This window comes from Streptomyces sp. NPDC056580, assembly GCF_042793175.1.
In the GTDB taxonomy this organism is placed as follows: Bacteria; Actinomycetota; Actinomycetes; order Streptomycetales; family Streptomycetaceae; genus Streptomyces.
In genome coordinates this window covers 317900-338772 of record NZ_JBHTVE010000008.1, presented here as the reverse complement: position 1 = coordinate 338772, position 20873 = coordinate 317900, and the positions used below count along the sequence as shown (strand labels likewise).

The window sequence follows — 20873 nt, the reverse complement described above, 5'->3', positions numbered from 1 at the left end:
GGGAGCCACTCGGACATATGGACAGCCTCGCCGCCCTCGCGCTGCCCGGCCTCTGGGACCGGCTCACCGGCACCCAGCCCGACCCCGGCCTGTGGGTGGTGCTGGCCACCGGGGTCGCCGCGCTCGCCGTCGTGGTGCCGCACACGCTGTGGCGCATAGCCCGCAACGCCATCACCATCGCGCACGAGGGCGGCCACGGCCTGGTGGCGCTGCTCACCGGCCGGCAGCTCACCGGTATCCGTCTGCACTCGGACACCAGCGGCCTCACCGTCAGCCGGGGCAAGCCGTACGGCCTCGGCATGATCCTCACCGCGGCGGCGGGGTACACGGCGCCCTCGCTGCTCGGCCTGGGCGGCGCCGCGCTGCTGGCGGCCGGCCGCATCACCCTGCTGCTGTGGGCGGCGACCGCGCTGCTGGTCGTCATGCTGGTGATGATCCGCAACGCCTACGGGGTACTGACCGTGGTGCTGGCCGGCGCCGCCTTCCTGCTGGTGTCGTGGCTCGCGGAGCCGCGGGTGCAGGCGGGGTTCGCGTACGCGGTGGTGTGGTTCCTGCTGCTCGGCGGGGTACGGCCGCCGTTCGAGCTGCAGGCCAAGCGGATGCGGGGCGGCGCGGGCGACTCCGACGCCGACCAGCTCTCCCGCCTGACGCACGTCCCGGCCGGCCTGTGGCTGTTCCTCTTCCACGCGGTGTCCCTGTGCTCCCTGATCGGCGGGGGCCGCTGGCTGCTGGAGGGTTGATACCGGGCCCTCCTTATACAGTGGCCCCATGGCCCCGAACACCGCCCACCCCGCCCTCTGGCCCGCCCCGCACGCGAGCGGAGTCGTCGACGCGACGGTCCACGTGCCCGGGTCCAAGTCGGTGACCAACCGAGCCCTCGTGCTGGCCGCCCTCGCCTCCGAGCCCGGCTGGCTGCGCCGCCCGCTGCGTTCCCGCGACACCCTGCTGATGGCCGGCGCCCTGCGGGCCATGGGCGTGCAGATCGAGGAGACCGTGTCGTCCAGCTCCGCCGTCTCGGGCGGTGCGAACGGCTCCGGTGAGGCCTGGCGGGTGCTGCCCACCGGGCTGCACGGCCCGGCCACGGTCGACGTCGGCAACGCCGGCACGGTGATGCGCTTCCTGCCGCCGGTGGCCGCGCTGGCCGACGGCCCGATCCGGTTCGACGGGGACCCGCGGTCGTACGAGCGTCCCCTCCACGGCGTGATCGACGCGCTGCGGGTGCTCGGCGCCCGCATCGACGACGACGGCCGGGGCGCGCTGCCGCTGACCGTGCACGGTGCCGGTGCGCTGGACGGCGGCCCGGTGTCGATCGACGCCTCCTCGTCCTCCCAGTTCGTCTCCGCGCTGCTGCTGTCCGGCCCGCGCTTCAACCAGGGCGTCGAGGTCCGGCACACCGGCGCCTCCCTGCCGTCGCTGCCGCACATCCGGATGACCGTGGACATGCTGCGCGCGGTCGGCGCCCAGGTGGACACCCCGGAGTCGGGCGGCGAGCCGAACGTGTGGCGGGTGACGCCGGGCGCGCTGCTCGGCCGCGACCTGACGATCGAGCCCGACCTGTCCAACGCCCAGCCGTTCCTGGCGGCGGCCCTGGTCACCGGCGGCAAGGTGCTGATCCCGGACTGGCCGGAGCGGACCACGCAGCCGGGTGACCGGCTGCGCGAGATCTTCACCGAGATGGGCGGCTCCTGCGAACTGACCGAGTTCGGGCTGGTGTTCACCGGCTCGGGCGCCGTGCACGGCATCGACGTCGACCTGGGCGACGTCGGCGAGCTGACCCCGGGCATCGCCGCGGTCGCCGCGCTCGCCGACTCCCCGTCCACCCTGCGGGGCGTGGCCCACTTGCGGCTGCACGAGACGGACCGGCTGGCCGCGCTGACCAAGGAGATCAACGAGCTGGGCGGCGACGTCACCGAGACGGCCGACGGCCTGCACATCCGCCCGCGCCCGCTGCACGGCGGGGTGTTCCACACCTACGAGGACCACCGCATGGCCACCGCCGGAGCGATCATCGGCCTGCTGGTCGAGGGCGTGCGGATCGAGAACGTGGCGACGACGGCGAAGACCCTGCCGGACTTCCCCGAGTTGTGGGCCGGGATGCTGGGGAACTGACGGGCGGACTGGGATCATGCGCCGTTACGGCAAGCACACCGACGAGGACGACATCCGTACCCGTCCCAACCGCAAGGGCAACCGGCCGCGTACCAACATCCGGCCCAAGCACGAGGACGCGGCCGAGGGGATGGTCCTCACCGTCGACCGGGGCCGGCTGACCTGTCTGGTCGAGGACCGCACCGTGATGGCGATGAAGGCCCGGGAGCTGGGCCGCAAGGCGGCCGTGGTGGGCGACCGGGTGGCCCTGGTCGGCGATCTGTCCGGCCGCAAGGACACGCTCGCGCGGATCGTGCGCATCGAGCAGCGCACCTCGGTTCTGCGCCGCACCGCGGACGACGACGACCCCTACGAGCGGGTGGTCGTCGCCAACGCCGACCAGTTGGCGATCGTCACCGCCCTCGCCGACCCCGAGCCGCGCCCGCGCCTGATCGACCGCTGCCTGGTCGCGGCCTACGACGGCGGCCTGGAGCCGCTGCTGGTGATGACGAAGTCCGACCTGGCCCCGCCGGACAAGCTGCTGGAGCTGTACGGCGCGCTGGACATCCCCTACGTGGTCACCAGCCGTGAGGAACTGGAGAACGACGACGCCGCCGACCGGGTGCGCGAGCACCTGGACGGCCGGATCACCGCGTTCGTCGGCCACTCGGGCGTGGGCAAGACGACCCTGGTCAACGCGCTCGTCCCGGCGGACCTGCGGCGCACCACCGGCCGTGTCAACGCGGTGACGGGCCGCGGACGCCACACCACCACCTCGGCGCTCGCGCTGCCGCTGTCCGGGGCGGCCGACTGGGTCATCGACACCCCGGGGGTGCGCTCCTTCGGTCTGGCGCACGTCGATCCCTCCCGGGTGATCCACGCCTTCCCGGACCTGGAGCCGGGCACCGAGGGCTGCCCGCGCGCGTGCAGCCACGACGAGCCGGACTGCGCTCTGGACGCGTACGTCGAGGAGGGCCACGCCGACCCGGCGCGGCTGTACTCGCTGCGCCGGCTGCTGGCCACGCGGGAACGCAAGGAGGGCGACTGATCGTCGCGGGGTTTGCCGGGGGCCGCGTTCGGTAAGTGCATAATCGCACCGAGCCGGAGATCCGGACCTACGGGAGGACCGCACATGGCGTGGCTGCTGGTCATAGTGGCCGGGATTCTGGAGACCGGTTTCGCCGTGTGCCTCAAGCTCTCGCACGGGTTCACCCGGCTGTGGCCGACGATCGCCTTCGCGTCCTTCGCCCTGGGCAGCTTCGGTCTGCTGACGCTGTCGCTGAAGAAGCTCGACGTCGGCCCCGCCTACGCCGTGTGGACCGGGATCGGCGCGACGGGCACCGCGATCTACGGCATGGTCTTCCTCGGCGATCTGGTGTCGACCCTGAAGATCGTCTCGATCACGCTGGTCATCCTGGGAGTGATCGGCCTCCAGCTCTCGGGCTCGGCGCACTAGGCGCCGAGGTGCCCGACGGCTCGTGAAGGGCCCGTCGGTTCGTGAAGGGCCCGTCGGCTCTGACGGGCCTGTCGGTTCGTGAAGGGCCCCTCGGTTCACGGGGCGGGCCGCTGCCGGGGCTCTGGACGCCCGGCCGGCGTCCACCGCTCACACCAGGTGCCGGACCAGGACGCCGCGCACCAGTTCCGCCACGCCGTCGTCCGCCGGTGGCGCCGCGACGCACGACAGGGCGAGACGGACGGCCAGTTCGCAGGAGCGGGTGAGGTCGGCGGTGTCCGCGGTGGCCGCCGCGGACCCGGCCAGCAGGGTCACCGCCCGGTCCCGTACCAGCCGCACGAAGTCGCCGGGCGAGGGCAGCGGGCCGTCCGCGCGGCGCTGCGCCGGCACGAGGGAGGAGGACGGCACCGCGGCGAGCGCCGGCGCCGGCAGTCGCTCGCTCCAGCATCCGGTGAGCATGGCCCGCACCAGCGCGCTGTCCCGGGCCGCCGACGCCATCCACTCGGCGGTGGCGGTGAGCCGGTCACGCGGGTCGGTGTGCGCGGCGAGGGCCCGTTCCACCCCGGCGAGGTAGCCGTCCGCCTCCCGCCGCACCAGCGCCCTGGCCAGCCCGTCCTTGCTCCCGAACTCGTTGTACAGCGTCTGCCGGGACACCCCGGCCGCCGCGGCCACGTCGACCATCCGCACCGCGGACCACGGCCGGCGCGCGAGCGCGGTGGCGGCGGCGTCCAGTAGGGATTCCCGGGCAGCAGGCATCGTCGCCTCCCTGGGGCGGACAACTCTGCGCCCAGATTTGACGCGCCCGCATGCACTGTCAAGGGTGCGCGGGCCAGGTTCCGCCCCGCCCGGCCCGGCCCTTTGTGGCCTGGTGGCGTCCATGGCGGATACGGTTCATGACATGCCGGACTACCTCGACGACCTCCGCCTCGCCCACGTACTCGCGGACGCGGCCGACGCCGCCACCATGGACCGTTTCAAGGCGCTCGACCTGAAGGTGGAGACGAAGCCGGACATGACCCCGGTGAGCGAGGCGGACAAGGCGGCGGAAGAACTGATCCGCGGCCACCTCAAGCGGGCCCGACCACGGGACGCGGTCCTCGGCGAGGAGTACGGCGTCGAGGGCACGGGTCCCCGCCGCTGGGTGGTGGACCCGATCGACGGCACCAAGAACTACGTGCGCGGCGTCCCGGTCTGGGCCACCCTCATCTCGCTGATGGAGGCGGGCGAGGGCGGCTTCCAGCCGGTCGTCGGCCTCGTCTCCGCGCCCGCCCTCGGCCGCCGCTGGTGGGCCGCCAAGGACCACGGCGCCTTCACCGGCCGCAGTCTGACCTCCGCGTCCCGCATCCACGTCTCCCGGGTGGGCGAACCGGCGGACGCGTCCTTCGCGTACTCGTCGCTCTCCGGCTGGGAGGAGCAGGGGCGCCTGGACGGCTTCCTGGACCTGGCCCGCGCCGTGTGGCGCACGCGCGCGTACGGCGACTTCTGGCCGTACATGATGGTCGCGGAGGGCTCCGTCGACATGTGCGCCGAACCGGAGCTGTCGCTGTGGGACATGGCGGCGAACGCGATCATCGTCACCGAGGCCGGCGGCACGTTCACCGGTCTCGACGGCCGTCCGGGCCCGCACAGCGGCAACGCGGCCGCCTCCAACGGCCTGCTGCACGACACGCTGCTGGACCACCTCGGCCGGCGCCCCTGAGTACCCGACGGGATCCGGGCGCGCCGTCAACTGGCCGCGCACGCCCTCTTGTTGACCCGCCCTTTACCGGGCACTCTGAGGTCGACCCCCACTTGTGAACTTGTGAACCTCTGCACGATGTCAGGGGTTCCTAGGAGGTGGCCTCATCCCATGCTCGTCCAAGACGCCATGAGCACGGTGGTCCTCACCGTCGGCCCCGCCCACACCCTGCGTCAGGCAGCCGCCCTGATGTCCGCCCGCCGCGTCGGCGCCGCCGTGGTCCACGACCCGGACGCCGGCGGCGTCGGCGTCCTCACCGAACGCGACATCCTCAACTCCGTCGGCCTCGGCCAGGACCCGGACACTGAACCCACCCACGCCCACACCACCACCGACGTCGTCTTCGCCGCTCCGACCTGGACCCTCCAGGAGGCGGCCCGCGCCATGACCCGCGGCGGCTTCCGGCACCTGGTGGTGCTGGACCGCGGGGAGCCGGTCGGCATCGTCTCGGTCCGCGACATCATCCGCTGCTGGGTCCCGGCAAGGGAGCCCGCAGCGGCGCTGTGAACGCACGGGAGCGGGCCGGACCCCCTCGGGATCCGGCCCGCTCACCCGCGATGGCCGGCGCCGGCGGACCGGCTCCGCCGCCGCTCAGCCGCGCAGCGCCTGCACCGCGGCCTCCAGCCGCTTGCCGAAGTCGGCGTCGGCGTTGCGGAAGTTGCCGATCGCGCGCTCGGCGATGTCCTCGCGCGAGACCTGGGAGATCGCCCCGGCCAGATTGGCGACCAGGCGCTCCTTCTCCTCCTCCGACATCAGCCGGTAGAGGTTGCCCGCCTGCACGAAGTCGTCGTCCTCGGCGTGCCGCGGCGTCGGGTGGGCGCCGGTGCCGGCGGTGAAGCCGTCGAACGGCTGCCACAGCGCCCGGCCGGTCTGCCGCGGACCGGCGAAGCTGTTCGGCTCGTAGTTCTTCGCACCGCCGTGCCGGCCGTCGTAGAGGTGGCCGTCCCGGGAGTTGGTGCGCGCCTCGGCGGCGTGCGGGCGGTTCACCGGCAGGTGGTCGGCGTTGATGCCGACGCGGTAGCGGTGCGCGTCGCCGTAGGCGAACAGGCGGCCCTGGAGCATCTTGTCGGGCGAGGGGCCGATGCCGGGCACGAAGTGCGCCGGCGAGAAGATCGACTGCTCGACCTCGGCGAAGACGTTGCGCGGGTTGCGGTTCAGCTCCAGCCTGCCGATCTCCATGACCGGGTAGTCCGCGTGCGGCCACACCTTGGTCAGGTCGAACGGGTTGAAGCGGTACGTCGCCGCGTCCGCCGCAGGCATGATCTGCACGCCCACCGTCCAGCTCGGGAAATCGCCGCGCTCGATGGCCTCGCGCAGGTCGCGCTGGTGGGAGTCGGGGTCCTTGCCCGCGAGGACCTCGGCCTGCGCGGCGGTGAGGTTCTTGATCCCCTGGTCGGTCTTGAAGTGGTACTTGACCCAGAAGACCTCGCCGGCCTCGTTGCTCCACTGGTAGGTGTGCGAGCCGAAGCCGTCCATGTGCCGGTACGAGGCCGGGATGCCCCGGTCGCCGAACAGCCAGGTGACCTGGTGGGTGCTCTCCGGGCTCAGGCCCCAGAAGTCCCAGACGTTGTCCGCCTCCGTGGATCCCGTGTACGGGTCGCGCTTCTGGGTGTGGATGAAGTCCGGGAACTTGATCGCGTCCCGGATGAAGAACACCGGGGTGTTGTTGCCGACGAGGTCGTAGTTGCCCTCCTCGGTGTAGAACTTCAGCGCGAAGCCGCGCGGGTCGCGGACCGCGTCCGCCGCGCCCAGGTTGCCGGCCACGGTCGAGAAGCGCAGGAAGACCTCGGTCTCCTTGCCGGCCTCGGAGAGGAAGGCGGCGCGCGTGTAGGGGGTGACGTCCGCGGTCACCGTGAAGGTGCCGTACGCCCCGGCGCCCCGGGCGTGCACCACGCGCTCCGGGATGCGCTCGCGGTTGAAGTGGGCCAGCTTCTCCAGCAGGAGCTGGTCCTGCACGAGCACCGGGCCGCCGACGCCTGCGGTCTCGCTGTTCTGGTTGTCGGCCACCGGTGCACCGGCCTCCGTGGTGAGCGGTCCCTGCGTCACGTACGCCTCCTGCGTCATTACCGACCAGTCCTGTCCATTGATCAAAGCCAGCACTGATCCTACATTGGACTTTGTCCAAGTCAAATGTCGATCCAAAGTCACACCTGTTCGGGATCTGGTCCTCTTGCTGTTACGCTGCTTCCATGAGCGACCTACTGGAACGGCTGCGCGGACGCGGATGGCGGATGACCGCACAGCGGCGCGTGGTGGCCGAGGTTCTCGACGGCGAGCACGTCCACCTGACGGCCGACGAGGTCCATGCACGGGCCGTCACGAAGCTGCCGGAGATCTCCCGCGCGACCGTCTACAACACGCTGGGCGAGCTGGTGACGCTGGGCGAGGTGATCGAGGTCACCACGGACAAGCGCGCCAAGCGGTACGACCCGAACGCGCACCGGCCGCACCATCACCTGGTGTGCGCCCACTGCGGCGCCATCCGGGACGTGCACCCCACGGGCAACCCGCTCGCCGACCTCCCCGACACCGAGCGCTTCGGCTTCACGGTGTCGGACGTCGAGGTGACCTACCGAGGGCTGTGCCCGAACTGCTCGGGCGCGTGACCCGGGACATGTGACACGGGAAGTGCGAGGAGAGGGGCCGCGGCCCCTCTCCTTTTCCGCGTGCCCGCACCGGGAAGCGGGAACGGCCGAGGGCCGGAATCCATCTCTGGATTCCGGCCCTCGGCCTTCAGTAGCGGGGACAGGATTTGAACCTGCGACCTCTGGGTTATGAGCCCAGCGAGCTACCGAGCTGCTCCACCCCGCGTCGGTGAACACGACACTACGGGAGGGAAGGCCGCGGAGGCAAATCCATTACCGGGGAGTGGCCCGGCTCACGCCGAGAGCTCCTCCCGCAGGGCGTCCCTGAGCCGGCCCGCCCGCTCGGCCACCTCCGCCGGCCCCAGCTCCACCGCGCGGTCGGCCCACCGCTGCCCCTCGGCCAGCTCGCCGCGACGCGCATAGACCAGGGCCAGCCGGAGCGCCGCCCGCCCGTGCCCGGCGTCGGCGGCCCGCGTCCACCACACGGCGGCCTCGGGCTCGCTGCCCTCCCTGGCCAGCAGCAGCCCCAGGTTGAAGGCCCCGTTGCGCGATCCGGCCTCGGCCGCCGCCCGGTACCACCGCGCCGCCTCCACCACGTCGCCCCGGGCCGCGGCGAGCATGCCCACCCGCACCTGCGCCCGGCGGTGCCCCTGGGAGGCCGCCCGCTCGTACCACTCCTCGCACTCGGTCTTCTCGTGCACGATCTCGCCCAGCTCGTGCGCCGGCTCCGGCGGCCGCCGCGCGTCCAGCAGGGTGGCCAGCCGGTACGCCGCCTCCGGGTTGCCGCCGCCGGCCGCGCAGCGCAGGTGACGCTCGGCCCCCTGCTCGTCGCCCTCGCGCAGCCGGGCGATGCCGACCTGCAGGGCGGCCTCGGTGTGCCCGGCCGCCGCCGCGCGCTCATACCAGCGCAGCGCGGCCCCGGCGTCGTCCTCGGTGCCCCGCCCGGCGTACAGGATGCCGAGGTTGAACGCGGCGTCCACGCTGCCCGCCTCGGCGGCCTTGGAGAACCAGGGCTCGGCGCCGGCCGGGTCGTCGCCCTGGAGCAGCAGGATGGCCAGCGCGTTCGCCGCCTCCCGGTGCCCGGCGTAGGCGGCCCGCCGGTACCACTGCTCGGCCTGCGCGGTCCGGCCCTGCTCGGCGCAGAGCAGCCCGAGGTTGTAGGCCCCGTTGTCGTCCCCGGCGTCCAGCGCGGCCCGGTACCAGCGCTCGGCGGTCTGCGTCTCGCCGCGCTCGGCGTGCAGCGCGCCCAGCGCGTTGGCCGCGTTTCCGTCGCCGTCCTGGGCGGCCCTGAGCCACCACACGGCGGCGCTCTCGGTGTCCCCGGCGTCGCGCAGCAGGAACCCGAGCGCGCACGCGGCCCGGGCCTCGCCGTCCTTGGCGGAGGTCAGGTACCAGCGCCCGGCCTCCTTGAGGTCCCCGCGCTTCTCCAGGATCGCCCCGAGGTGCAGCGCGGCCCGCCGGTGACCGCGCGCCGCGGCCTGCCGGTACCACTGCTCGCTCTCCTCGACAGCGTTGTCGGCCCCGGCCTCGTCCTCGGCGGCCCTGCGGTCGAGCGCGCGCGCCAGCCGGTAGGCGGCCTCGCGGTGCCCGCGCTCGGCGGCGGCCCGCATCCAGTCCCCGGCCTCGGTGTCCCCGCGGTGCTCCAACAGGTCGGCGAGCGCGTAGGCGCCCAGCGCGTGGCCCTGCTCGGCGGACTGGCGCAGCCAGTACTCGGCGGCGGGCTCGTCCCCGCGTTCGCGGTGGTGGCGGCCCAGCGCGTGCGCGGCGGCGGCCGAACCGGCGACGGCGGCGATCCGCCACCAGCCGGCGGCCTCCTCGGCGTAGCCCCGCTGGTGCAGCAGGACTCCCAGGTTGTTGGCGGCGGCGCGGTCACCGGCCGCGGTCGCGGCACGCAGGTGGGGCTCCGCCGCGTCGAGGTCCCCGCGGCGCAGCAGCATCGCGCCGAGGACGCTCATCGCCTCGGTGTCGCCGGTCCCCGCGGCGAGCCGGAGGCGCACCTCCTCGGCGGCGTCCCCCATGTCACCCATCTCGTCCCGGGCCGGTCCCTCACCCGGAGACTGCACAAATCGCCCTGTCGTGAACAGAGTTGCCTTGTCCCCCATAACGTCCATCGTCGCACCACCTGCAACCTGGGTACACCCGGTATACCGCAGCCCGTGAGGTCACTTCAGCGTTTTGTCGACATGCCCACAGAGAGACAAGTCAAACACAGACGGCCCAACTCCCCACGGCGGCGCGGCCGTCATTGCGGTCTGTACATGAGTTCGCACACCACGAAGGCCCGGATCCCTGTAGAGGAATCCGGGCCTTCGACTTCAGTAGCGGGGACAGGATTTGAACCTGCGACCTCTGGGTTATGAGCCCAGCGAGCTACCGAGCTGCTCCACCCCGCGCCGTTGCTCGGCAACCGTATCACGGCGCGGGGTGGCCTTGATCAACTCTTGCCGCCGCCGGGCCTGCCGCCGTCGGCCTTGCCGCCGCCGGCCGCCTTCTCCGCCTTGGCCTGCGCCTCCTCGGCACGCTTCAGCGCGGCCTCGAGGTCGTCCTGCGCCTTGGCGTAAGCGGACCAGTCCGGCTTCGGCTTCTGCAGGGCCTGCTGGCCGGCGTCGAACGCCTTCTGGGCGTCGTCGAGCGCCTGCCTGACCGTCGGGTTGCCGGTGTCGGGCGGGTTGTTCCCGGTCTTCGGCGGCGGGGTGGAACCCGCCACCCCGAACACCTTGTTGAGCGCCTCGTCCAGCGTGTCCTCGAAGGCGGTCCTGCCCTCGTAGGTGACCAGCACCTTGCGCAGCAGCGGGTACTTCAGCTCACCGCCGCGCACGTAGACGGGCTCCGCGTACAGCAGGCCCCCGTCCAGCGGCACGGTCAGCAGATTGCCGTACTCGACCTTGGAGTGGCCTCTGCTCAGCAGGCTGATGGTCTCGGCGATGTCCTGTTCGGAGTTGAACTGGCTCTGGACCTGTTTGGGCCCGTCGACGGTCGTGCTGGTCGGCAGTTTCAGCAGTCTGATCTTGCCGTAGTCGGCGGTCCGCGGGTCGGAGTCGACGGCCATGAAGGCGCTGAGGTTGTCCCGCCCGTTCGGCGTGAACGTCGTCGTCAGCGAGAACGCCTGGGCGCTCTGGTCCGGCATCTTCATGCTCAGGTAGTACGGCGGCACGGCGCTGTGCGAGTCGTTGGTCGGGTCGTCGGGGACCTGCCACACCTCGCTGCCGCTGAGGAAGGTCTGCGCGTCGGTCACGTGGTAGCGGGTGAGCAGCTCGCGCTGGACCTTGAACAGGTCCTGCGGGTAGCGCAGATGCTCCATCAGGTCGGCGGAGATGTCCGCGCGCGGCTGGACCGTGCCGGGGAAGGCCTTCATCCAGGTCTTCAGCACGGGGTCCGCGGTGTCCCACTGGTAGAGCTTGACCTCGCCGGTGTACGCGTCGACGGTCGCCTTCACCGAGTTGCGGATGTAGTTGACCTGGTTCTGCTGGGCCACCACCGCGCGGGAGTTGTTCGTCGCGGTCAGCGAGTCGGCCGTCGTGTCGCCGAGGGTCGTACGGGAGGCGTACGGATAGCCGTTCGTGGTCGTGTAGGCGTCGACGATCCACTGGATGCGGTGGTTCACGACCGCCGGGTAGGCGTCGCCGTCGATGGTCAGCCAGGGGGCGACGGCCTCGACGCGCTCCTTGGGGGTGCGGTTGTACAGGATCCGCGAGCCCTTGCCGATCGCGCCGGAGTAGAGGATCTGCGGCTCGTTGAACGCCACCGCGTACGCGGCCCGGTTCACCGCGTTGTCGAGGTTGATCCCGCTCTTGCCCTGGTAGCTGGTGGTCTTCTCGCCCTCGTCGTCGGAGTAGTCGACCTCCTTCTGGGGGCCGCCGACGATCGAGTACGTGGTGGTCTTCTCGCCGTAGTAGATCTGCTGCTTGTAGGCGCCGAGGGAGCCCTCGGACGGCAGGTTCTTCTCGGTGAAGACCGGGCGGCCCTCGGCGTCGGCCTCGGTGCCCTTGGCGGCGACCGCGCCGTAGCCGTGCGTGTAGCGGAAGTGGTCGTTGATCCAGTTGTTCTTCGGGATGCCGCCCAGGTTCAGCTCGCGCAGGCCGATGACGGTGTCCTGCTCCTTGCCGTCCTTGGCGTACCGGTCGACGTCCAGGTTGGTCGGGAACCCGTAGTAGTTGCGGATCTGCTGGAGCTGCTGGAACGTCGGCGACACGATGTTCGGGTCCATGATGCGGATGCTGGCCGTGTCGGACACCTGGTCGCGCAGCTTGGTCTTGTCCTCGGTGGTGGACTTGCCGGCGTACTCGGTGACCTTCGTGTCGTCGATGCCGTACGCCTCGCGCGTCGCCTTGAGGTTCTTCTGCACGTACGGGGCTTCCTTGGCCTGCTCGTTGGGCTGCACCTGGAACTTCTGCACGATGGCCGGGTACAGGCCGCCGATCAGGATCGCGGACAGGACCATCAGACCGAAGCCGATGACGGGCAGTTGCCAGGTGCGCCGCCACAGGGTGGCGAAGAACAGCAGCGCGCAGATGACCGCGATGCAGAACAGGATCGTCTTGGCCGGCAGGTAGGCGTTGGCGTCGGTGTAGCGCAGGCCGGTCCAGTCGCCGGTGGCCTTGAAGTCGCTGGACTTGACGGCCAGTCCGTACCGGTCGAGCCAGTAGGCGACCGCCTTCAGCGCCACGAAGATGCCGAGGAGCACCGAGAGGTGGCCGGTCGCGGCGGCGGTGGCGCGCGCGCCCGGGCTGGTGACGCGCAGCCCGCCGTACAGGTAGTGGGTGAGCGCGGCGGCGATCAGGCACAGGATCGCGGTTGCGAAGCCGAAGCCGAGCAGGAACCGGTACCAGGGCAGGTCGAAGGCGTAGAAGGAGACGTCGAGGTGGAACTGCGGGTCCTTCTGGTGGAAGGGCACGCCGTTGACCCACATCAGCCAGGTGCGCCACTGGCCGGCCGCGGAGGCGCCGGCGATCAGGCCGACGAGACAGGCGACGGCGAGCAGCAGCCAGGTCTTGTACGGCGCGATGCCCATCCGGTAGCGGTCCAGGCTCTGCTGCTCCATGGACATGGCGCTCAGCGGTGGCCGCAGCCGGTGCGCCAGCCAGATGTTGACCCCGACGGCGACGGCCATCAGCAGGCCGAAGACGAAGAACAGCCCGATCTTGGTCCACAGCGTGGTGGTGAACACGGACGAGTAGTGCACCGACCGGTACCACAGCCAGTCCGTCCAGAAGCCCGCGAACATGGTGAACACCATGCCGAGGACGGCGAGGACGCCCAGTGTCATGAGCAGGGCCCGGGCCCGCCGGGACGGACGTCCCGCTCTGATCCGTGGCCCCGTCGGGCCTCCGCCGCGGTCCGGCATCTGGAAAGCCAAGGTGCGCACCTCGAAGTTCGCTGTCGATACGTCAGGCCGCCGCGTTCACGGGCCGGCCGAGGCCCCCCGTGATCGCGGGCCACACCTATGCAACTTACTCACGGTTCACTCGGTTCCCGATTCCCCCCGGGAACGAGGCAGGATTGTGACCATGTCCAACACTCCCATGGCAGCGAGCCCGCTCACCCGGGCCGTACTCGAGATCGACGAGTACGCCTCCGGCCTCGGCTGGGACCAGCCCGCCCGCCTCTTCGCCCTCGTAGACACCGCCCGGCTGCGGGTACAGGAACCCTCGCTCGCCGCACAGCTCGGCCTGGACGCCGAGTCCGAATCGGCCGGCCTCACCCCGATCGAACAGGACGAGGTGCCGACGGACAGGCCGCTCGACGAGTTCCTCGGCACCATCGCCTGGCCGGACGCGGTGGTGGGCTGCGCGCTCACCGTGGAGCGCCTGATGCTGCCGCCGTCCGCCGAGGCGCAGGTGCCGCAGGGCCTGAGCGAGGCCGGGCTGGCGAAGTGGGTGGCCGAGCACCCCGAGCGCCAGGAGGTCCGCATGACGGTCGCGGTACTGCGCGACGGCAGCCGCGAGTCCGCGTTGCGCCTGCGCGAGAAGGACTCCCCGACGGAGGTCCTGACGGGCCCGGAGCTGGTGCCGGGCCTGGCCGAGGCCCTGACGGCGACCTTCGAGGACTGACCTCCCGCGGTACGGCGACGGGGGCGCCCCGGATGACCGGGCGCGCCCCCGGCCGCTTTCCGGGACCGGCGGCCGGCTACTTTGCGGTGCACTTCGGCAGGGCGGCGGTGTCGCCGGCGCGGATGTCCTTCAGGGCGTCGAGCGCGTCGCCGATGGTCTTCACCTTGACGAGCGTGAGCCCGCCCGGGGTGTCCTTGGCGGCCGCCGCGCAGTTGTCGGCGGGGGTGAGGAAGTACCGGGCGCCCTTGCTGCGCGCGCCGACGGTCTTCATCTCGATGCCGCCGATCGGCCCGACCGTCCCGTTGTCGTCGATGGTGCCGGTGCCGGCGACGAACTTGCCGCCGGTGAGGCTGCCCGGGGTGAGCTTGTCGTAGATGCCGAGCGCGAACATCAGGCCGGCGCTCGGTCCGCCCACGTCGGCGAGCTTGATGTCGATGCTGAACGGGAAGGTGTGGTCGGTGCCGGCGGAGATCCCGACGATGGCGCGCCGCGCCCCGCTGTCGTGGGAGGCCGCGGTCGTGATGCCGACGTCCCGGGTCCGCGTCGCCGTGCCGTGCCGCTTCTCGGCCGCGGCCTGCTCCTTGGCGGGGACCACGGTGAAGACGACCTTCTGGCCGGGCTTGTGCCGGGTGACGAGCTTGGCGACGTCGGTCGGCTGCCTGACGGCCGTGCCGTCCACGGCCTTGATCACGTCCCCGGCGTGCAGCCGGCCCTCGGCCGGGGAGCCCTTGACGACGGTGGAGACGATCACCCAGGACTTCACCGGGACGCCCAGCTCCTTCAGGGCGGCGACCTTGGCGCTCTCCTGGGACTGGCTGAACTCCTCGGCGTTCTCCTGGCTGGACTGCTCCTCGGTCTTGCCGTCCGGGTACAGGGTGTCGTGCGGCACGATCTTGCTGTCGTGCGCCAGCCAGCCGTAGACGGCCTCCACCAGGTTCATCCGGAAGTCGGCGCTGGTGACCCGGACGGTGGTCATGTTGAGGTGGCCGTCGGTCGCGTAGGTCTTGTGGCCGGAGATCTGCAGCACCGGCTCGCCTTCGTGCTCCCCGAGCGTGTTCACGGTGGGCCCGGGGGACATCTCCGCGTACGGCACGGGGATGAGCACTCCCGCGCACAGGAGCGCGATCAGCATCAGGGTGGAGGCGAGCATCGTCGCGGTGCGGCGTGGCATGCCACGACAGTACGGGACGCCTCCGTCAGCGCACCGTGAGGGCACCTCGGCTCAGGCGCCGCGGGCGCCCGAGGACTGCTTCTCCATGGCCTCGCGGAACCGGGCGTACCCGTCCAGCTCGGGACCGTCGCCGCGGGTCCTGCGGGTCCGGTTGGCCCAACTGCCCCACAGTCCGGCCGCGACCGCGGCCAAAAGCGGAATCAGCAACCAGGCGAGTGCCGCCATGCCGACCTCCCAACCCCATGAGCGTCCGCGACTGAGTGATCAGCAGATTAACCATCCGCCCTGACAACGCTCACGCGCGGGGGGTGGTTACGCAAGCGGGCGGGCCGGTCCGCGCCCGGTGACGCCGGTCAGCAGGCACCGACCCATTCCTCGGTCCCGTCGGAGAACCGCTGGTGCTTCCAGATGGGCACCTCGTGCTTCAGGTCGTCGATGAGCCGGCGGCAGGCCTCGAACGCCTCACCCCGATGGGGGCACGACACGCCGACGACGACGGCGAGGTCCCCGACCCGGAGGTCCCCCACCCGGTGGACGGCGGCCAGCGCCCGCACCGGGAACTCGGCGGCGACCTTCTCGGCGATCCGCCGCATCTCGGCCTCGGCGCTGGGGTGGCAGGAGTACCCGAGCGCGTCCACGTCGGCGCCCCCGTCGTGGTTGCGCACCGTCCCCACGAACAGCGCGGTGCCGCCGGCCGCGTCGTCCCCGACGGCCGCGAACACCTCGTCGAGGGAGAGCGGGGTGTCCCGCACGCCGATCAGCTTGATGGGGTCCTGCGCCGGCTGCTCACCGGGATGATCGTTCGTGGGTGCCATGCCCTCCATCGTGCCCCACGCATCCCCGTCCCGGAATACGACTTTCACCAGGCACGCGCGCGCGGAGTCTTGGAGCCTCCTACAGGGCGCGCCGGGCGCGGTCCTCCACGGAAGACGCCGCGGGAGCCGTTCCCCTCACCGCCGGCGGGCCTTGCGGGCCCGCCGCACCACGGCGGCCGCGCCCAGCAGCGCAACCGTGGCGCCCGCCGCGCCCGCGGCCGTGGCGTCCTTGCGCCCCAGCCTGCGGCCGGCGACCGTGTGCCGCCCGGAGACCTCCCCCAGCAGCTCCGCCAGCACCTCCTCGTTGGTCCAGCGGGGCCGCCACCCGGCGTCGTGCAGCCGGCTCCCGCTGACCACCCAGGGGTACATCGTGTACGCCAGGTCGCCCGCCGGGGACGGGGTGAGCCCGATCCGGTGGAGCCGGGCGGCCGCGCCCAGGGCGACCGCCGACGGCAGCTCCATCCGCCGGATGCCGCTCAGCTCCTCGACCTCCTCCTGCTCCAGCCACCCGTCGCAGCCGACGGCCAGTTCCCCGTCGACCTTCTCCAGGACGGCGTACTCCAGAGCGCCGCACAGGTCCTCGACGTGGCAGAACTGCCAGGCCGGCCGCGACCCGGCGACCACCAGCAGCCGGGGCGACTCGAAGTACCGGGTCAGCGCGGTGTCGGTGCCTCCCACCAGCACGGCGGGCCGCACCACCGTGACGTTCAGCCCCGGGTGCGCCCGCGGGGCGCGCCGCGCCAGCCGCTCGATCTCCAGCAGGTCCCCGACGCCGGTGGCCTCGGCCGTCGCGCGCAGCTCGGCGTCCTCCGACAGGGGCAGCTCGTTGTCCGGCAGCGCCCCGTAGACCATCGCGGAGGTGCACAGCACCACCCGGTGCACTCCGGCCGCCGCCGCGGCGGTCAGCACGGTCTGCGTGCCCCGGACGTTGTAGGCCGTGCGGGCCGCGGGATCGGTCTCCAGGTCGAGGTCGAGCGCGAGGTGCACCACCACGTCCGCGCCCCGCAGCTTGTCCGCGATCGCCGGATCGCGGACGTCGAGGATGTGCCACTGGGCGGCGGCGCACTCCCCGCGCCGTTCGTCGATGGCGATGACCTGCTTGATCTCCTCGGAGGCGGCGAGCCGCTCGGTGAGCATGGCGCCGACCCCGGCGGCCGCGCCGGTGACCGCCACGACGGGCCCGCGCACGGCGGTCGCGCCGTCGGCGCGCGACGCGGGGGTGGAGGGGCGTCGGTCGGGCGACGGGCGGTCTGAACGGTTTCGCGCTGCGCGAACCTGTGGATCTGGGGAACTCACCGGGCGTCTCCAGCGGTTGTCTTCGGTACGGGCGCGATTGAGGCGCACGTACCAGGTGCATCCATCCTGCCGCAGGCTTTCCGTGGGCGAAGCACCGAGGCCTGATCGGGTCGGGGTGTCTACGCTGGGTGGTGACGTCGGGCAGCCGCGCCGCCGGAGAGAACCGGTGGCCTTACCAGCCGAGGAACCCCGTGAGTGACACCCCATTCGGATTCGGCCTTCCGCCGGAGGAGCCGGAAGACGGCGACGAGGGCAAGAAGAAGGACCAGCAGAGCGGTGGTGAGCAGGGACCGGGCAACCCGTTCGGTTTCAGGCTGCCCGGAGCCGGAGGCTTTGGCGGCCCCGGTGCCGACAACCCGCTCGCAGCGATGTTCGGATCCCTGAACCCCACCGACCTGGGCGCCGCGTTCCAGCAGCTCGGCCAGATGCTCTCCTACGAGGGCGGCCCGGTGAACTGGGACATGGCCAAGCAGATCGCCCGCCAGACGGTCTCCCAGGGCACCTCGGACGGCGTCAAGGACGCCAGCGTCGGCGACGCCGAGCGCTCCTCGGTCCAGGAGGCCGTCCGCCTGGCCGACCTGTGGCTGGACGACGCCACGTCCCTGCCGTCGGGCGCGGCCTCGGCGGTGGCCTGGTCCCGCGCCGAGTGGGTCGAGGCCACCCTGCCCGCGTGGCAGGAGCTGGTCGACCCGGTCGCCGAGCGGGTCGGCGCGGCCATGGGCGACGTGCTGCCGGAGGAGATGCAGGCCATGGCGGGCCCGCTGATCGGCATGATGCGCTCGATGGGCGGCGCCATGTTCGGCACGCAGATCGGGCAGGCCGTCGGCGTGCTCGCGGGCGAGGTCGTCGGTTCCACCGACATCGGTCTGCCGCTGGGCCCGGCCGGCAAGGCCGCGCTGCTCCCGGCCAACGTGGCGGCGTTCGGCAAGGACCTCGGCGTGCCGCAGGAGGAGGTCCGGCTCTACCTGGCCCTGCGCGAGGCGGCGCACCAGCGCCTGTTCGCGCACGTGCCGTGGCTGCGCTCGCACCTGTTCGGCGCCGTCGACGGCTACGCGCGCGGCATCAAGGTCGACACGGCCAAGCTTGAGGACGTGGTCGGGCAGTTCGACCCGCAGAACCCCGAGCAGCTGCAGGACGCCCTTCAGCAGGGCATGTTCCAGCCGGAGGACACGCCCGAGCAGAAGGCGGCGCTGGCCCGTCTGGAGACCGCTCTGGCGCTCGTCGAGGGCTGGGTGGACGCGGTGGTGCACGCGGCCGCGAAGCCGCGTCTGTCGTCCGCCGACGCGCTGCGCGAGACCCTGCGCCGCCGTCGCGCCTCCGGCGGCCCGGCGGAGCAGACGTTCGCCACGCTGATCGGCCTCGAGCTGCGCCCGCGCCGGCTGCGGGACGCCTCCCGGCTGTGGGCCTCGCTCACGGACGCGCGCGGAGTGGACGGCCGGGACGCCCTGTGGGCCCACCCGGACATGCTGCCGACGGCCACCGACCTGGACGACCCCGACGGCTTCGTGCACCGCGAGCAGCTCGACTTCTCCGAGCTGGACAAGATGCTCGGCGAGGCCGCGGGCGGCGCCGCGGACAAGCCCGACCTGCGCAAGAAGGACGAGGACGACAAGGGCGACGAGACCGAGTGAGCCTGCACGACGAGGCCGTCCTGGAGCTGAAGGCGTACGAGGGCCAGGAGGGGCTGCGCCAGGCCTATCTCGACCACCTGGCGGCGCACCCGGACGGCATGTGGAAGGCGTGCGGGGCCGGTCACCTCACGGCGAGCGCGCTGGTGATCGACCCCGAGCGCGGCCGGGTGCTGCTCACCCTGCACCGGAAGCTGCGGATGTGGCTGCAGATGGGCGGCCACTGCGAGCCCGGCGACGCCACCCTGCGGGACGCCGCGCTGCGGGAGGCGGCGGAGGAGTCGGGGATCGCTGGACTGTCCCTGGTGCCCGGCGGCCCGGTCCGGCTGGACCGGCATCCGATCCCGCCGCCCTGCCACTGTCACTTCGACGTGCAGTACGCGGCGCTCGCTCCGCCGGGAGCCGTCCAGGAGATCAGCGACGAGTCGCTGGACCTGCGCTGGTTCCGGTACGACGAGGTGGCCGGCGTGGCCGACGAGTCGGTCGTGAGGCTGCTGGAAGCGGCGCGCGCCCGGCTGTGAGCGCCGGACGCAGGTGAGGGGCGCCCGCGCGCGCGGACGCCCCTCACCTGCGCTCACCGCGGGTCAGCTCCAGACGTTGCCCTGGTTCTGCCCGCGCGCGCCCTGCTGCCCCATGCCGAACTGCGCGGCGAGGCCCTGCCCGATCTGCGCGTGCTGCGGCGGCAGCAGCTCGCTGGGCTGCACCAGCGCGAAGCCGGCGCCCATGAAGCTCAGCTCCCAGCCCTCGCCGGTGCTGCCGCGCCGCCGCCAGACGCCCGAGGAGTGCGTCTGGGCCTGCATCTGCACCCGCAGCCCGGTGGACCAGGCGACGATCGCGTCGGCGTCGCAGTTGACGTACTTGTCCGGCGTGACCCGCATCAGCAGCGGCGCGCCCGAGGTCATCAGGGCCACCTTGCCGTGCCCGGTGATGTTCAGCTGGTACTTACCGGAACCGGAGATGCCGTAGAGGCTGTCGACGGCGATGACCTCGTGGTGCAGCGTGGAGTCCATGGCGAGGACGTAGGAGCTGTCCACCGTCAGCCCGTCCTGGTCGACGTCCATGACGTGCACGTACTGGGCGAGGTTGGCGAGGTAGACCGTGCCCTGCCCGTGGCAGCGCATCAGGTCCAGGCCCTCGCCGGTGTACCTGCGCGCGCGTGCCTGGCCGCTGCCGCGGTACTCGGCGTCGAACTCGACGAGGCCCTGGTAGGCGACCATGGTGCCCTTGCGGGCGAGGAGGTCGTCGTGGCCCTCCAGGGTGACGCGGAGCATCTGCTTGTTCTGCAGGCTCCAGCGCTCCTGGGTCTGCTGCTCGTTGTGGGCGAAAAGCGGGCTCTGCATGGTGTTCTGACTCCCCCTCAGCCCCGGACCCGGAGGCGGTCGGTGCTGTCCTCGCTGGGCTGGACGACGACGATGCCCTGGCCGGAGAAGGCCATCTGGTAAGCCTCGCCGCTGCCCCGGCCGATCAGCGACTGGGCCTTGAAGCTGCGCTTGCCCTTCACCTTGAGGTTCGGGGACCAGGCGACGAGCGCGTCCGGGTCGACGTACGTCTCGTCCTCGCCGCCGCCGCAGTCGACGACGATCGGCTTGCCCCGGGAGGTCAGCGCCACCCAGCCCTGACCGGAGATCCGGGTGTTCCACAGGCCCTGCCCGGCGAACTTGGCGAGCCCCTTGACCCGCTCGACGCCCCAGGTGAGGTGGGCGTCGAAGGCGAGCAGGTTGGTGGCGTTGACCGAGATGCCGTCGCCGTTGAGGTTGATCACGACGACGTCGGCGCCGTAGTCGGCGAGGTAGAGCAGTCCGTCGCCGGAGCACTTCATCAGCGGGGCGCCCTCGCCGGTGATCCAGTCGCGGGCGACCTGGCGGACGGCGGGAGGGTTGGGCTCGTACTGGATGAAGCCCTCGTACGCGACCATCGACCCCACGCGCGCGAGGAGGTCGCTGCCGGTCTGCATGGCGACCTTCAGCATGTGGTTGCCGTGGTTCTCCATGCGGGCGGTGACGGGTGCGGGGGCGTAGCCCGCGAGCGGCTGGTTCATGACGGGCTCCC

The 20873-nt window shown here is 72.0% G+C and carries 20 protein-coding genes and 2 tRNA genes; 10 read left to right on the top strand and 12 right to left on the bottom strand.

Annotation, left to right across the window (positions count from 1 at the left end; translation table 11 throughout):
• The first annotated feature begins 17 nt into the window (after window positions 1-17).
• The 4 genes from ACFQ9Z_RS20335 to ACFQ9Z_RS20320 all read left to right on the top strand — a co-directional run bounded on the left by ACFQ9Z_RS20335 (window position 18) and on the right by ACFQ9Z_RS20320 (window position 3544).
• Complete coding sequence (locus tag ACFQ9Z_RS20335) at window positions 18-740, top strand: M50 family metallopeptidase (RefSeq protein WP_383019556.1); 723 nt, start codon at window positions 18-20, stop codon at window positions 738-740.
• A gap of 28 nt (window positions 741-768) precedes the next feature.
• Window positions 769-2109: a 3-phosphoshikimate 1-carboxyvinyltransferase gene (gene aroA, locus ACFQ9Z_RS20330; RefSeq protein ID WP_383019553.1), complete on the top strand. Its 1341-nt coding sequence runs from the start codon at window positions 769-771 to the stop codon at window positions 2107-2109.
• A gap of 16 nt (window positions 2110-2125) precedes the next feature.
• On the top strand, window positions 2126-3136 hold the full coding sequence (gene rsgA, locus ACFQ9Z_RS20325; RefSeq protein ID WP_383019549.1) for a ribosome small subunit-dependent GTPase A: 1011 nt from the start codon (window positions 2126-2128) through the stop codon (window positions 3134-3136).
• Between the two features lie 84 nt (window positions 3137-3220).
• Window positions 3221-3544, top strand: a complete 324-nt coding sequence (locus ACFQ9Z_RS20320) for a DMT family transporter (protein ID WP_383019544.1) — start codon at window positions 3221-3223, stop codon at window positions 3542-3544.
• A gap of 147 nt (window positions 3545-3691) precedes the next feature.
• Here the strand turns inward: ACFQ9Z_RS20320 and ACFQ9Z_RS20315 are convergent, their stop codons facing one another.
• A complete protein-coding gene (locus tag ACFQ9Z_RS20315) occupies window positions 3692-4297 on the bottom strand; it encodes a TetR/AcrR family transcriptional regulator (protein ID WP_383019541.1) in 606 nt (201 codons plus the stop codon).
• A 142-nt stretch (window positions 4298-4439) separates the two neighbouring features.
• Here ACFQ9Z_RS20315 and hisN point away from each other — a divergent pair, with 142 nt between their 5' ends.
• Both hisN and ACFQ9Z_RS20305 read left to right on the top strand, forming a co-directional pair.
• The gene (gene hisN / locus ACFQ9Z_RS20310; RefSeq protein ID WP_383019538.1) at window positions 4440-5240 is read left to right on the top strand and encodes a histidinol-phosphatase; all 801 of its coding nucleotides are present in this window, start codon (window positions 4440-4442) and stop codon (window positions 5238-5240) included.
• 150 nt (window positions 5241-5390) lie between these two features.
• Window positions 5391-5786 carry a cyclic nucleotide-binding/CBS domain-containing protein gene (locus tag ACFQ9Z_RS20305; RefSeq protein WP_383019535.1) on the top strand — a complete coding sequence of 132 codons (396 nt, stop codon included), beginning with the start codon at window positions 5391-5393 and terminating at the stop codon, window positions 5784-5786.
• Between the two features lie 84 nt (window positions 5787-5870).
• On the opposite strand, the gene ACFQ9Z_RS20300 is transcribed toward ACFQ9Z_RS20305, so the two are convergent.
• A complete protein-coding gene (locus ACFQ9Z_RS20300) occupies window positions 5871-7325 on the bottom strand; it encodes a catalase (protein ID WP_383019532.1) in 1455 nt (484 codons plus the stop codon).
• Window positions 7326-7468: 143 nt separating this feature from the next.
• On the opposite strand from ACFQ9Z_RS20300, the gene ACFQ9Z_RS20295 reads away from it, so the two are divergent.
• Window positions 7469-7885 (top strand): Fur family transcriptional regulator, encoded by a 417-nt coding sequence (locus tag ACFQ9Z_RS20295; RefSeq protein ID WP_383019529.1) that lies wholly within the window; start codon window positions 7469-7471, stop codon window positions 7883-7885.
• A 131-nt stretch (window positions 7886-8016) separates the two neighbouring features.
• Here ACFQ9Z_RS20295 and ACFQ9Z_RS20290 read toward each other — a convergent pair.
• From ACFQ9Z_RS20290 to ACFQ9Z_RS20275, 4 genes are all read right to left on the bottom strand, one after another.
• Window positions 8017-8090 (bottom strand) — tRNA-Met (locus tag ACFQ9Z_RS20290).
• 67 nt (window positions 8091-8157) lie between these two features.
• Entirely contained in the window at window positions 8158-9975 is a 1818-nt protein-coding gene (locus tag ACFQ9Z_RS20285; RefSeq protein ID WP_383019525.1) for a sel1 repeat family protein, read from the bottom strand.
• Between the two features lie 208 nt (window positions 9976-10183).
• Window positions 10184-10257: transfer RNA gene (locus ACFQ9Z_RS20280), tRNA-Met, on the bottom strand.
• A 41-nt stretch (window positions 10258-10298) separates the two neighbouring features.
• A complete protein-coding gene (locus ACFQ9Z_RS20275) occupies window positions 10299-13208 on the bottom strand; it encodes a UPF0182 family protein (protein ID WP_383019927.1) in 2910 nt (969 codons plus the stop codon).
• A gap of 163 nt (window positions 13209-13371) precedes the next feature.
• Between ACFQ9Z_RS20275 and ACFQ9Z_RS20270 the strand changes: the two genes are divergently transcribed.
• A complete protein-coding gene (locus tag ACFQ9Z_RS20270; protein ID WP_383019522.1) occupies window positions 13372-13914 on the top strand; it encodes a PPA1309 family protein in 543 nt (180 codons plus the stop codon).
• A gap of 76 nt (window positions 13915-13990) precedes the next feature.
• Here ACFQ9Z_RS20270 and ACFQ9Z_RS20265 read toward each other — a convergent pair whose 3' ends face one another.
• From ACFQ9Z_RS20265 to ACFQ9Z_RS20250, 4 genes are all read right to left on the bottom strand, one after another.
• The gene (locus tag ACFQ9Z_RS20265) at window positions 13991-15085 is read right to left on the bottom strand and encodes a PDZ domain-containing protein (protein ID WP_383019518.1); all 1095 of its coding nucleotides are present in this window, start codon (window positions 15083-15085) and stop codon (window positions 13991-13993) included.
• A gap of 51 nt (window positions 15086-15136) precedes the next feature.
• Window positions 15137-15310 carry a hypothetical protein gene (locus ACFQ9Z_RS20260; RefSeq protein WP_383019515.1) on the bottom strand — a complete coding sequence of 58 codons (174 nt, stop codon included), beginning with the start codon at window positions 15308-15310 and terminating at the stop codon, window positions 15137-15139.
• Window positions 15311-15438: 128 nt separating this feature from the next.
• Window positions 15439-15900, bottom strand: a complete 462-nt coding sequence (locus ACFQ9Z_RS20255) for a molybdenum cofactor biosynthesis protein MoaE (protein ID WP_383019512.1) — start codon at window positions 15898-15900, stop codon at window positions 15439-15441.
• A 135-nt stretch (window positions 15901-16035) separates the two neighbouring features.
• Complete coding sequence (locus tag ACFQ9Z_RS20250; protein ID WP_383019508.1) at window positions 16036-17196, bottom strand: SDR family oxidoreductase; 1161 nt, start codon at window positions 17194-17196, stop codon at window positions 16036-16038.
• Window positions 17197-17387: 191 nt separating this feature from the next.
• On the opposite strand from ACFQ9Z_RS20250, the gene ACFQ9Z_RS20245 reads away from it, so the two are divergent.
• Complete coding sequence (locus tag ACFQ9Z_RS20245; RefSeq protein ID WP_383019505.1) at window positions 17388-18827, top strand: zinc-dependent metalloprotease; 1440 nt, start codon at window positions 17388-17390, stop codon at window positions 18825-18827.
• Window positions 18824-19345 carry an NUDIX hydrolase gene (locus ACFQ9Z_RS20240; protein ID WP_383019502.1) on the top strand — a complete coding sequence of 174 codons (522 nt, stop codon included), beginning with the start codon at window positions 18824-18826 and terminating at the stop codon, window positions 19343-19345. The genes ACFQ9Z_RS20245 and ACFQ9Z_RS20240 overlap by 4 nt, the downstream gene beginning before the upstream one ends.
• Before the next feature lie 63 nt (window positions 19346-19408).
• On the opposite strand, the gene ACFQ9Z_RS20235 is transcribed toward ACFQ9Z_RS20240, so the two are convergent.
• Both ACFQ9Z_RS20235 and ACFQ9Z_RS20230 read right to left on the bottom strand, forming a co-directional pair.
• Window positions 19409-20164 carry an AIM24 family protein gene (locus tag ACFQ9Z_RS20235; protein WP_383019499.1) on the bottom strand — a complete coding sequence of 252 codons (756 nt, stop codon included), beginning with the start codon at window positions 20162-20164 and terminating at the stop codon, window positions 19409-19411.
• A 17-nt stretch (window positions 20165-20181) separates the two neighbouring features.
• Window positions 20182-20862 (bottom strand): AIM24 family protein, encoded by a 681-nt coding sequence (locus ACFQ9Z_RS20230; RefSeq protein WP_143627154.1) that lies wholly within the window; start codon window positions 20860-20862, stop codon window positions 20182-20184.
• Between the last annotated feature and the right edge of the window lie 11 nt (window positions 20863-20873).